General features: G+C 56.9%; 11 protein-coding genes and 1 pseudogene. 7 read left to right on the top strand and 5 right to left on the bottom strand.

Annotation, left to right across the window (positions count from 1 at the left end; genetic code table 11):
- The first annotated feature begins 43 nt into the window (after window positions 1-43).
- Genes NL116_RS09235 through NL116_RS09215 form a run of 5 tightly spaced genes read left to right on the top strand, consistent with a single transcriptional unit; the run spans window position 44 to window position 4153 of the window.
- The gene (locus NL116_RS09235) at window positions 44-850 is read left to right on the top strand and encodes an alkaline phosphatase family protein (RefSeq protein ID WP_494376902.1); all 807 of its coding nucleotides are present in this window, start codon (window positions 44-46) and stop codon (window positions 848-850) included.
- Entirely contained in the window at window positions 847-1692 is an 846-nt protein-coding gene (locus NL116_RS09230) for an ABC transporter permease (protein ID WP_494376901.1), read from the top strand. The genes NL116_RS09235 and NL116_RS09230 overlap by 4 nt, the downstream gene beginning before the upstream one ends.
- Entirely contained in the window at window positions 1679-2479 is an 801-nt protein-coding gene (locus tag NL116_RS09225) for an ABC transporter permease (RefSeq protein ID WP_494376900.1), read from the top strand. The genes NL116_RS09230 and NL116_RS09225 overlap by 14 nt, the downstream gene beginning before the upstream one ends.
- Window positions 2476-3465: an ABC transporter ATP-binding protein gene (locus NL116_RS09220; protein ID WP_494376899.1), complete on the top strand. Its 990-nt coding sequence runs from the start codon at window positions 2476-2478 to the stop codon at window positions 3463-3465. Before NL116_RS09225 ends, NL116_RS09220 begins: the two co-directional genes overlap by 4 nt.
- Before the next feature lie 34 nt (window positions 3466-3499).
- Window positions 3500-4153 (top strand): HAD family hydrolase, encoded by a 654-nt coding sequence (locus NL116_RS09215; RefSeq protein WP_494376898.1) that lies wholly within the window; start codon window positions 3500-3502, stop codon window positions 4151-4153.
- Window positions 4154-4263: 110 nt separating this feature from the next.
- Here NL116_RS09215 and NL116_RS09210 read toward each other — a convergent pair whose 3' ends face one another.
- Complete coding sequence (locus NL116_RS09210) at window positions 4264-5226, bottom strand: zinc-binding dehydrogenase (protein WP_494376897.1); 963 nt, start codon at window positions 5224-5226, stop codon at window positions 4264-4266.
- Window positions 5227-5365: 139 nt separating this feature from the next.
- Here NL116_RS09210 and NL116_RS09205 point away from each other — a divergent pair, with 139 nt between their 5' ends.
- Entirely contained in the window at window positions 5366-7447 is a 2082-nt protein-coding gene (locus tag NL116_RS09205) for a carboxy terminal-processing peptidase (protein WP_494376896.1), read from the top strand.
- 146 nt (window positions 7448-7593) lie between these two features.
- Complete coding sequence (locus NL116_RS09200) at window positions 7594-9384, top strand: bifunctional diguanylate cyclase/phosphodiesterase (protein WP_494376895.1); 1791 nt, start codon at window positions 7594-7596, stop codon at window positions 9382-9384.
- A gap of 54 nt (window positions 9385-9438) precedes the next feature.
- On the opposite strand, the gene NL116_RS09195 is transcribed toward NL116_RS09200, so the two are convergent.
- The 4 genes and pseudogenes from NL116_RS09195 to NL116_RS09180 all read right to left on the bottom strand — a co-directional run bounded on the left by NL116_RS09195 (window position 9439) and on the right by NL116_RS09180 (window position 11567).
- Entirely contained in the window at window positions 9439-9762 is a 324-nt protein-coding gene (locus NL116_RS09195) for a hypothetical protein (protein ID WP_494376894.1), read from the bottom strand.
- Window positions 9763-10111: 349 nt separating this feature from the next.
- Window positions 10112-10420, bottom strand: a complete 309-nt coding sequence (locus NL116_RS09190) for a contact-dependent growth inhibition system immunity protein (RefSeq protein WP_494376893.1) — start codon at window positions 10418-10420, stop codon at window positions 10112-10114.
- A pseudogene (locus NL116_RS09185) lies at window positions 10417-11033 on the bottom strand (RNase A-like domain-containing protein); the annotation flags it as partial. The pseudogene NL116_RS09185 and the gene NL116_RS09190, both read right to left, overlap by 4 nt.
- A gap of 30 nt (window positions 11034-11063) precedes the next feature.
- On the bottom strand, window positions 11064-11567 hold the full coding sequence (locus NL116_RS09180) for a DUF2247 family protein (protein ID WP_494376892.1): 504 nt from the start codon (window positions 11565-11567) through the stop codon (window positions 11064-11066).
- Window position 11568 lies beyond the last annotated feature (1 nt).

The following is an 11568-nucleotide window of genomic DNA, read 5'->3' as shown; positions in this document are numbered from 1 at the left end:
AGTCTGAGTTTTTTGAATGCCTGTTCGCGGAGTTTTTGCCCCTATGAAGCACAACGTCATCCTTGTCGTGCTCGACGGCCTCAATTACGAGGTCGCGCGCCACACCATGGGGCACCTGCAAGCCTACGTCGGCGCAGGACGCGCGGCACTCTACAAACTGGAGTGCGAACTGCCATCCCTGTCCCGCCCTTTGTACGAATGCATTCTCACCGGGGTCCCGCCCATCGAGAGCGGCATCGTTCACAACAACGTGTCGCGCCTGTCCAATCAGCGCAGCATTTATCACTACGCCACGGACGCCGGCCTTAAAACCGCGGCGGCGGCGTATCACTGGGTCAGCGAGCTGTACAACCGTTCGCCGTTCGTGGCTGCCCGGGATCGTCACACCGACGATCAAGCCCTGCCGATCCAGCACGGTCATTTCTACTGGAACGACCACTACCCGGATTCACACCTGTTCGCCGACGCCGAAAGCCTGCGCCTGCGGCATGCACCGAATTTTCTGTTGATTCACCCGATGAACATCGACGACGCCGGGCACAAACACGGCCTCGGCACCCCGCAATACCGCAACAGTGCGCGCTCGGCTGACATCATCCTCGCCGACTACCTGCGCACCTGGCTAGACGCCGGCTATCAAGTACTGGTGACCGCCGACCACGGCATGAACAACGACCGCTCGCACAATGGCCTGCTGCCGGAGGAACGCGAAGTGCCGCTGTTTGTCCTCGGTAATGCGTTCAGTTTCGACGCCAGCGCCGAACCGAAACAGACTGAAATCTGCGGCACGGTCTGCGAATTGCTGGGCGTGGCCCACGACAAACCTGTGTGCCGGGAGCTGCTCAAGTGAATGCCAATACCCGTGGCAAGTGGCTGGCAGCCTTGTGCCTGGTACCCTTCGCGCTGTTCTTTATCGTGTTTGAAATCGCCCCGCTGGTCTGGGTGATGATCAACAGCCTGCAATCGGAAGAGTTCGGTTGGGGCATCTCCAACTTCACCAAGATCTTCAATTCGAAGTTCTACTTGCAGGCGATCCAGTACAGCCTCGAGATCAGTTTCTGGTCCAGCGTATTCGGGATCATCATCGCGGTCCTGGGCGCTTACTCCTTGCGTCGGGTCGACTCGAAACTGCGCAACTTCGTCAACGCCTTCGCCAACATGACCAGCAACTTCGCCGGCGTGCCCCTGGCTTTCGCGTTCATTATCCTGCTGGGCTTCAACGGCAGCTTCACCATCATGCTCAAGCAGGCCGGGATCATTCAGGATTTCAACCTGTACTCAAAGACCGGGCTGATCATTCTCTACACCTACTTCCAGATTCCGCTCGGCGTGTTGCTGCTTTACCCGGCCTTCGACGCCTTGCGCGAAGACTGGCGCGAGTCCGCCGAATTGCTCGGCGCCAACGGCTGGCAGTTCTGGCGGCACATCGGTTTGCCGGTGCTGACGCCAGCGTTGCTCGGTACGTTCGTGATCCTGCTGGCCAACGCTCTCGGCGCTTATGCGACGGTGTATGCGTTGACCACCGGTAACTTCAACGTCCTGCCAATCCGCATCGCGGCGATGGTGTCCGGTGATATTTCCCTCGACCCGAACCTCGCCAGCGCCCTGGCAGTGGTGCTGGTGGCGTTGATGACCCTGGTGACCCTCGTGCATCAGTTGCTGTTAAAGAGGAGCTACCATGTCTCGCGCTGAACTGGGCCCCGTCGGTGTCTACCACCGCGTCGTGGTGTACCTGCTGTTTGCCATTCTGTTGCTGCCGCTGTTCGGGACGTTGATCTACTCGATCGCCAGCAGTTGGTCGGCGACCATCCTGCCCAGCGGTTTTACCTTCAAGTGGTACATCCAGCTGTGGAGCGACCCGCGTTTTCTCAACGCGTTTGGCCAGTCGCTGCTGGTCTGCGTCGGTTCATTGATTTTGTCGGTGGTGCTGATTCTGCCGCTGTTGTTCGTGGTGCATTACCACTTCCCGAAACTCGATGCACTGATGAACATCCTGATCCTGCTGCCCTTCGCGGTGCCGCCAGTGGTGTCGTCAGTGGGGCTGTTGCAGCTCTACGGTTCGGGGCCGTTCGCGATGGTGGGTACGCCGTGGATTCTGATTGGCTGCTACTTCACCATTGCGCTGCCGTTCATGTACCGGGCAATTACCAACAACCTGCAAGCGATCAACCTGCGCGACCTGATGGACGCCGCTCAACTGCTCGGCGCCAGCACCTTTCAAGCGGCGTTCCTGGTGGTGCTGCCGAACTTGCGCAAAGGTTTGATGGTGGCGCTGCTGCTGTCGTTCTCGTTCCTGTTCGGTGAGTTCGTGTTCGCCAACATCCTCGTCGGTACCCGCTACGAAACCCTGCAGGTCTACCTCAACAACATGCGTAACAGCAGCGGCCACTTCACCAGTGCGCTGGTGATTTCCTATTTCTTCTTTGTGCTGGTTCTGACCTGGGCGGCCAATATCTTGAACAAGGACAAAAGCGAATGAGCTATGTCAGCGTCCAACATCTTCAAAAGAATTACGCGGGTACGACGGTATTCAGCGACATCAACTGCGAAATCCAGAAGGGCGAATTCGTCACCCTGCTCGGTCCTTCCGGTTGCGGTAAATCCACGCTGCTGCGCTGCATTGCCGGACTGACCTCGGTCGATGGCGGCAAGATTCTGCTGGAGGGTGTCGACCTGGTGCCAATGAGCCCGCAAAAGCGCGGCATCGGCATGGTGTTCCAGAGCTACGCCCTGTTCCCCAACATGACTGTGGAGCAGAACATCGCCTTCGGTTTGCGCATGCAAAAGGTCAACGCCGACGACAGTCACAAACGTGTCGCCGAAGTGCTGAAACTGGTGGAGCTGAACGACTTCGCCTCGCGTTATCCGCATCAGCTTTCTGGCGGCCAATGCCAGCGTGTCGCCCTCGCCCGCTCACTGGTGACCCGCCCACGTTTGCTGTTGCTGGACGAACCGCTGTCGGCCCTCGACGCGCGCATTCGCAAGCACTTGCGCGAACAGATCCGTGCGATCCAGCGCGAACTGGGCCTGACCACGATCTTCGTCACACACGATCAGGAAGAAGCGCTGACCATGTCTGACCGGATTTTCCTGATGAATCAGGGAAAGATCGTACAAAGTGGCGACGCCGAAACCCTGTACACCGCGCCAATCGATGTATTTGCCGCCGGCTTTATCGGCAACTACAACCTGCTGGACGCCGACAGCGCGTCGAAGCTGCTGCAACGGCCGATCAGCCACCGCATCGCGATTCGCCCGGAAGCCATCGAGCTGAGCCTCAACGGCCAACTCGACGCGCTCATCCGCAGCCACAGCCTGTTGGGCAACGTGATTCGCTACCGGGTCGAAGCCCGCGGCGTGGAATTGGTAGTAGATGTGCTCAACCGTTCGGCGGCCGACCTGCATCCCGATGGTCAGCGTCTGGCGCTTTCCATCGATCCGACGGCCCTCTGTGAGGTAGCCTGATGCCTTTGCTGATGTTGAAGAGAGAACTGCACTGATGGCCCTGGCAATTTTTGATCTGGACGAAACCCTGATCCACGGCGACTGCGCCACCCTCTGGAGCGAGCAAATGGGCCGCTTGCGCTGGGTCGACCCTGAGTCGTTCATGCGTCAGAACAACGAACTGATGGATGCCTACAGTCACGGCAAGCTGCGGATGGAGGACTACATGACCTTCAGTCTGGAGCCGATGATCGGCAGGACACCTGAAGAGGTCGACCATTTGGTCGGGCCGTGGGTTGAAGATTTCATCGAGCCGATCATCTTCAGCGACGCCACCAAAGCCATCGCCGCCCACCGCAAGGCCGGCGACCGGATCCTGGTGATCTCTGCGTCCGGCACGCACCTGGTGCGACCGATTGCCGAACGGCTGGGCATCGACGAGATTCTCGGTATCGAACTGGAAGTGGCGCACGGGGTATACAGCGGCCACACCGTCGGCACCCTGACTTACCGCGAAGGCAAGATCACCCGCCTGCTGGAATGGCTGGATGCAGAAGAGGAAAACCTCGAAGGCGCGAGTTTTTATTCCGACTCACGTAACGATTTGCCGTTGTTGCTGAAGGTGGATTTCCCACACGTGGTAAACCCGGACCCGGTGCTGCTTGAGCACGCCGAAAAAGCCGGCTGGCCGATCCATATCTGGAAGTAACACTCCCCTTGTGGGAGCGGGATGCTCGCGAAAGCGGATTCACATTCAACTTTTATGTTGAATGACACTCCGCATTCGCGAGCGAGCCCGCTCCCACAGGTTTTGTATTCTCAGGTCAGAGTTTCGTTGATCACCAACACCAGTTTCCCCGCCACGGTATTGGTCGCCAACTCGGCAAACGCCGCTTCGGCATCCTTGATCGGGAACGTCCTGGCCAATTGCGGGCTCAGTCGTCCCTCGGCAAACAGCGGCCAGACCTGCTGGCTCAAATCACTGAACAAATCCGCCTTGAACTGATCGTCGCGACTGCGCAAGGTCGACCCCAGAAGCTGCACGCGCTTGGCCAGTACCTGCGCCAGGTCCAGCTGCGCGTCACGCCCGCCCATCAGGCCGATCAGCACCCAACGACCATCAGGGGCCAGCAACTTCAGATTCAACGCGGCGTAGTTGCCGCCCACCGGGTCGAGGATCACATCAAACGGCCCCAGGTCATTCAAACTGTCCAGGCCGCCCTTACGCACCACTCCACCTTGCGCCCCCAGTGCTTCACAGTAAGCCAGACGCTCGGCAGAACCGACGCTGACCCAGCACGGGTTACCAAACGCCTTGCACAGCTGAATGGCGGCTGAACCAATTCCACTTGCTCCGGCGTGCAGAAGAACTTTCTCACCTGGCTTGAGCGCAGCGAGTTGAAACACATTCAGCCAGACGGTCGCATACACCTCCGGCAGCGCTGCCGCTTCGATCAGCGATAAACCTTCGGGAACCGGCAACACATGCCGTCCGTCGACAACTACCTCTTCGGCCATCCCGCCCCCGGCCAGCAAGGCGCAAACCCGATCGCCAACCTGCCAGGAAGACCCCGCGCCCACCTCGCTGATCACCCCCGAACACTCAAGACCCAGTACGTGACTGGCTCCCGGCGGTGGCGGATAGAGGCCCGCTTTCTGTAATAAATCGGCGCGATTGAGACCCGCAGCCGCTACTCGGATGCGAACTTGTCCTACATCACATGTAGGACTGGGCTCTTCAAGCCACTCCACTTGACCTTCAACGCCTTGCAATGCTTTCACAGTGCCTCCATAGTGAGTCTGGACTGAGCCCGTAGCTGTAGCGCCGGGCTTTCTTGCATTATGCGACCGGCCCTCGTGGATCCGGCGACTTCAAAGACGGCCTAATATGCGTGATCAATTGTCCCCGCGTCGAATCAGCATGAAGCATTTTTTCCCTGGCACCGCCCTAGCCCTTTTCATCGGTATCGGTCTGTTACCGATATCGACCAATACGTTTGCCGCCAATAGCTGGGACAAGCTTCAGCCTGATCGTGACGAAGTAATCGCCAGTCTGAACGTCGTCGAATTGCTCAAGCGCCATCACTACAGCAAGCCGCCGCTCGATGACGCGCGCTCCGTGATCATCTACGACAGCTACCTCAAGCTGCTGGACCCGTCGCGCAGCTATTTCATGGCCAGCGACATCGCGGAATTCGACAAGTGGAAAACCCAGTTTGACGACTTCCTCAAAAGCGGCGACCTGAATGCCGGGTTCACCATCTACAAGCGCTATCTGGACCGCGTCAAGGCGCGCCTGGACTTTGCCCTTGCCGAGCTGAACAAGGGCGTCGACAAAATCGACTTCAACACCAAGGAATCCTTGCTGATCGATCGCAAGGACGCCCCTTGGCTCAAATCCACCGCTGAACTCGACGACCTGTGGCGCAAACGCGTCAAGGACGAAGTGCTGCGGCAGAAGATCGCGGGCAAGGATTCCAAGCAGATCCAGGAAACCCTGACCAAGCGCTACAAGAACCAGTTGGCGCGCCTGGACCAAACCCGTGCGGAAGATATCTTCCAGGCGTACATCAACACCTTCGCCATGTCCTACGACCCGCATACCAACTATCTGTCGCCAGATAACGCGGAAAACTTCGACATCAACATGAGCCTGTCCCTGGAGGGCATCGGCGCCGTGTTGCAGAGCGATAACGACCAGGTCAAAGTAGTGCGCCTGGTGCCGGCAGGCCCGGCCGACAAGACCAAGCAGGTTGCCCCGGCCGACAAGATCATCGGCGTTGCCCAAGGCAACAAAGAGATGGTCGACGTGGTCGGCTGGCGCCTGGACGAAGTGGTCAAGCTGATCCGCGGTCCGAAAGGCACCGTGGTGCGCCTGGAAGTGATTCCGGCCAGCAATGCGCCAAACGACCAGACCACCAAAATCGTGCCGATCACCCGCGAAGCGGTGAAGCTCGAAGATCAGGCCGTGAAGAAGTCGATCCTCAACCTGAAACAGGACGGCAAGGACTACAAGCTCGGCGTCATCGAGATTCCAGCCTTCTACCTCGACTTCAAGGCGTTCCGTGCCGGTGATCCGGACTACAAGAGCACCACGCGTGACGTCAAGAAGCTGTTGACCGAGTTGCAGAAAGACAAGGTCGACGGCGTGGTCATCGACCTGCGCAACAACGGCGGCGGCTCCTTGCAGGAAGCCACCGAGCTGACCAGTCTGTTCATCGACAAGGGCCCGACCGTTCTCGTACGTAACGCCGATGGCCGGGTCGATGTGCTGGAAGATGAAAACCCCGGCGCGTTCTACAAAGGCCCGATGGCGTTGCTGGTCAACCGCCTGTCCGCCTCGGCGTCGGAAATTTTTGCCGGCGCCATGCAGGACTACCATCGCGCGTTGATCATCGGCGGCCAGACCTTCGGTAAAGGCACCGTGCAGACCATTCAGCCGCTGAACCATGGCGAACTGAAACTGACCCTGGCCAAGTTCTACCGGGTTTCCGGCCAGAGCACCCAGCACCAGGGTGTACTGCCGGACATCGATTACCCATCGATCATCGACACCAAGGAAATCGGCGAAAGCGCCCTGCCTGAAGCCATGCCATGGGACACCATCCATGCGGCGATCAAGCCCGCGGTAGACCCGTTCAAGCCGTACCTGACGCAGCTCAAGTCCGAGCACGATGCACGCTCGGCCAAGGATGCGGAGTTCGTGTTCATCCGCGACAAGCTGGCCCTGGCGCAGAAACTGATGGAAGAAAAAACCGTCAGCCTCAATGAAGCCGACCGTCGGGCGCAGCACACCGACATCGAAGCCAAACAGCTGGTGATGGAAAACATCCGTCGCAAAGCCAAAGGCGAAGAACCGCTCAAAGAGCTGAAGAAAGAAGACGAAGACGCCATCGCGGCCGAGCCGGACAAGACCAAGCCAGAAGACGACGCTTACCTGAGCGAGACCGGTCGGATTCTGCTGGACTACCTGAAACTCAACACCGCGGTTGCCAAGCACTAAGTGGTTACACGAAACATGATGGCAATTTAATGCTGACGCTCCCCGGAGCGTCATCAAACAGTCATCATCCTGTCGTGAAATAAGGGACTGGGAGCACCTCTGACAAGAGGCTGCTCCCAGTCCTTTTTTATCGCCCCGAGATTGCCATGACCACGACAGAACAGCTGAGTGCCTTGAGTTCCATATTGGCTCAAAGCGGTCTGCACAGCCTGTTCCAGCCGATCATCAGCCTTTCTGAACGCAGAATTCTCGGCTACGAAGCCCTTAGCCGCGGCCCCTCGAACAGCCCGCTGCACTCCCCCATCGCGCTGTTCGCCGTCGCTCGACAGGCCGGTCGGTTGAGCGAACTGGAAATCGCCTGCCGAGAAAGCGCGTGCCGACGTTTCAGCGATCAGCAACTGCCCGGCAAACTGTTCCTCAACGTCTCGCCCGAATCGCTGCTCGAAGCTGACCACCAACCGGGGCGCACCCTGCAATTGTTGCAGGACTTCGGCATTCCGCCGAGTCAGGTGGTAATCGAACTCACCGAGCAAACCCCGACCGACGACTTCCAACTACTTCAGACCGCGCTGCATCACTATCGGGCCATGGGCTTTTCGATTGCGCTGGATGACTTGGGCGCGGGTTATTCGAGCCTGCGGTTGTGGTCTGAGCTGCGTCCGGACTACGTCAAAATTGACCGGCACTTCATCGACGGCATTCATCAGGACGCACTCAAACGCGAATTCGTCGGCTCAATCCTGCAAATCGCCAAGGCTTCACGGGCGCAAGTGATTGCCGAAGGTATCGAGTTGCCAGAAGAACTCGCGGTGCTGACCGAGATGGGCGTCGACCTGGTACAAGGTTACTTGCTGTGCCGCCCGCAAGAGCATCCTCCTCGCGAAGCGCGCGCCCTGATGCCCAAACACGACAGCACTGCCGTGGCGCTAAACGACGAAGGCTGCGACCTCAGTGCCCTGCTCAACGACCAACCGGCCGTACCCCGCGACACACCGACCGCCACGGTGCTGGAAGCCTTCCGCCGCCAGGCCAACCTCAACTCGCTGGCGGTACTCGACGCGCAAGGCCAGCCGTGCGGCATCGTCCACCGGCATTCGCTGTCAGACGCGCTGCTCAAGCCCTTTGCCACCGACCTGTTCGCCCGCAAACCCATCAGCCGCTTGATGAACGACGACTTTCTCGCCGTGGAAATGAGCCAGTCACTGCAACAGGTCAGCCGACTCATCACCAGCCGCGCACGGCAACGCATCGAGGAAGACTTCATCATCACCCTCAACGGCGGTTACCTGGGATTGGGCCGAGTCATTGACGTACTCAAGCTGATTACCGAACTGAAAATCCAGCAAGCCCGCTACGCCAACCCGCTTACCCTGCTACCGGGCAACGTGCCGATCCAGCAATGCCTGACGCGCCTGCTGCAACAGGAACGGGAGTCGGTGATTTGCTACGTCGACATCGACAGCTTCAAACCCTTCAACGACATCTACGGCTACGGCCGCGGAGACGAAGTCCTGCTGTGCCTCGCGCAATGCCTGAACGACCGCGTCGACCCTTCCCGCGACTTCGTCGGCCATATCGGCGGCGACGACTTCCTGCTGGTCCTCGGTCCCGACGACTGGCGCAAACGCCTGAACCAGCTACTAGAAGACTTCCAAAGCCAGTGTCGACGCTTCTACCGCAGTGAACACCTGGAAGCCGGGTGCTTTATCGCGCCGAATCGTCAGGGGGTGCGGCAGGAGTTTGCGCTGCTGTCATTGTCGATCGGCGTGGTGCATTTGCGTCCAGAGGCCTGTGGACAACTCGATGCGAGCCAGTTGGCGGAGATGGCATCGCAGGCTAAACACCATGCGAAGAATGTGCAGGGGTATAGCGTGCATGTGATTGATAGTTTGGCGGTGCCAGAGAAAGGAGATTCATTATTCGCCGGCCACCGCTAATCTTGCTTTATGGCGAGGGGGCAAGCTCCCTCGCCATAAAAATAGCGTTAGACGCTACGCCGAAGGCATTGCTTGCAACCGCCGCCCGATCACATCCAGCACATCACAGCCATCGCGCAACGGGATGGCGCACAGCAAAGCAAAATCGCAGAGGATGAAAGATTCGCACTCGACCGAACCGCGCATCGACATGTTCTCCAGCACTTGCGTGACGACGCGGATTCGATAGTTGGCGGCGTCGTATAAAACATCGAGCGGCGCGTGGGTATCGACGAACAGCGTGGGCATGTCGGTGCAGTTGCTGGTGAGGGCCATGAAGCGGTTTTTTGGGTGGGGGATTGGTTTTTCGTAGGGTGGATCAGGATGTAGTGTTGGCATTTGAGACCTTCCGATGAAAATAGGAGCTGCCAAAAGCCTTCCTACAGGCTTGGGTGGCAGCTATACGCGGGGTAGGAATACCGAGCATCGGAAACTCGACCACGCCGAAACGTGCCCGCGCACAGCCGCCGTAACAGATGTTACGGACGTACATTGACGGCCGCAAATCAAGTTTCGAACGCTTACGCGCTACCGATGCTATGAAGGGTTCCTACACCCCACCACTGAGTTTTCAGTGATCATCAAAGGCTATCGGTTGAATTCGATTCACACCAGTTCATGGAAACCGATACGAGTTGAAGGAAAATTCCGACGGGCTTGCCCGGAAATTTCGCTGAACACCAATCGATCAAAATTGACCAAGCTGCTTGGTCAACCTGCTCGCAATGTGGCGCAACCACGCCTCTCCTGACGGCCATGCATTCCAGTAGCAGTAGTAACAACTCAATTCTTTCAATAAATACTCTTTCAGTACCAGCTCATCTTTCTTCAGATTAAGCAGTGCATTGAGTTCCTTCAGGACCACGATTAAATCGTCGACATGAGACTCGGTTAAAAAGGAGTCGAGCACCTGCTCTGCAGTTTCGTGTTCAACCAACCAATCTTGATGAAAGTACGCACCAAAAAAGTCGTGCAACTCCGAAAATTCAACATTCATAGCTCTGGAAACCCTGTCAGCAAAAAATACCTCTCAGGAAGTCGAACATCCTTTATCAATACCAACAAGACCTACGAAGCCGGCACATATTCGGTACTACCATTGGGCAAGCTGATTCCAACCGGTTCATCGAATTTATGCATGATACTCGTCTTACCCTTCGCACTTTCTAAGAATTTGTCGATTCGCTTTTTATTTTCAGCCAATGCCTAGCGACAAATGATTCCGCACTAGCTCTATCCGAGAATGTTGAGGCCGCGGGGATATTGGGCTCTGCCTCAAGTCTTTGAGCTAACTGCGACTTCGTTCTCCCTACATGCTTGGCAATAAGATGTCCCCCTTGCGCCTCAGGCGCAGCTAAACCTCCGCCTGGAACAATTTCGCTAAACGGCCCTTCAGGCTCACCGGGACAAGGCAGACATGCCACCCCCAACGGATCAACCCACCCCGTCGGATTCGGCGTGTATTGATACGGGTTCAGCCCCCCCGCCAACTTGATCGGGTCCGGCGTCAGGTATCGGCCAACGTCCGGATCATAGTACCGATGCCGGTTGTAGTGCAGACCGCTCTCGGCGTCGAAGTATTGCCCCTGAAAGCGTAAATAATGGGACAGATTTATTTACATTTTCTATATTTATCGTTGTTAGGGGAGTCTATTTTGTTGTTCAAAAAAAACTTTGTAGGTGAGAATAACCTCTTTCCAATTTTCAAATAGTTGCCCTTCAGATCCCTCTAGTCCTTCAGGAGAAGGCATATACCTAATTATAGAGGAGATCTCTACTGGATAATCGAAGTCTGCGTACAGCTCCCCCACTATTTCAAGTGGATCTTCATACTCATCTTGATGCTCAAATAGAAACGAGATCAATAAAAAAATCCAAGGCTTTGCAGGTTCTTCCGTTTTGGGTGACGGCTCTTTTTTTACCAGTGATTCAAGTAGGTTGCTTACCAAATAACTTTCTTCAAGTAGCAATGAGGCCAGATCAATAGCTTCTTGTGAGGATTCAGTAGTTAAGGCTTCGCATGCGTATTCCGAAACTCCTTTTTCATCTATAAATCCGTGCTCGAACCCATAGAGAAGTTCAGCCCAGTTTAGCCACGGGGTTTTGCTGTGTATGTATTGACCATCGAGTAATAGTTTTTTCATT

The sequence above is a fragment of the Pseudomonas sp. FBCC-B1667 genome (genome assembly GCF_059133255.1).
Note: the sequence above shows the minus strand (reverse complement) of the source record. Positions and strands in the feature narration are given on the sequence as shown.

Excerpts from the sequence above, each read along its gene's own strand:
- NL116_RS09225 (WP_494376900.1), top strand. The coding sequence starts at position 1,679 with ATGTCTCGCGCTGAACTGGGCCCCGTCGGTGTCTACCACCGCGTCGTG.
- NL116_RS09195 (WP_494376894.1), bottom strand. The coding sequence starts at position 9,762 with ATGCCAACACTACATCCTGATCCACCCTACGAAAAACCAATCCCCCAC.
- NL116_RS09190 (WP_494376893.1), bottom strand. The coding sequence starts at position 10,420 with ATGAATGTTGAATTTTCGGAGTTGCACGACTTTTTTGGTGCGTACTTT.
- NL116_RS09180 (WP_494376892.1), bottom strand. The coding sequence starts at position 11,567 with ATGAAAAAACTATTACTCGATGGTCAATACATACACAGCAAAACCCCG.
- NL116_RS09200 (WP_494376895.1), top strand. The coding sequence starts at position 7,594 with ATGACCACGACAGAACAGCTGAGTGCCTTGAGTTCCATATTGGCTCAA.
- NL116_RS09215 (WP_494376898.1), top strand. The coding sequence starts at position 3,500 with ATGGCCCTGGCAATTTTTGATCTGGACGAAACCCTGATCCACGGCGAC.
- NL116_RS09220 (WP_494376899.1), top strand. The coding sequence starts at position 2,476 with ATGAGCTATGTCAGCGTCCAACATCTTCAAAAGAATTACGCGGGTACG.
- NL116_RS09235 (WP_494376902.1), top strand. The coding sequence starts at position 44 with ATGAAGCACAACGTCATCCTTGTCGTGCTCGACGGCCTCAATTACGAG.
- NL116_RS09205 (WP_494376896.1), top strand. The coding sequence starts at position 5,366 with ATGAAGCATTTTTTCCCTGGCACCGCCCTAGCCCTTTTCATCGGTATC.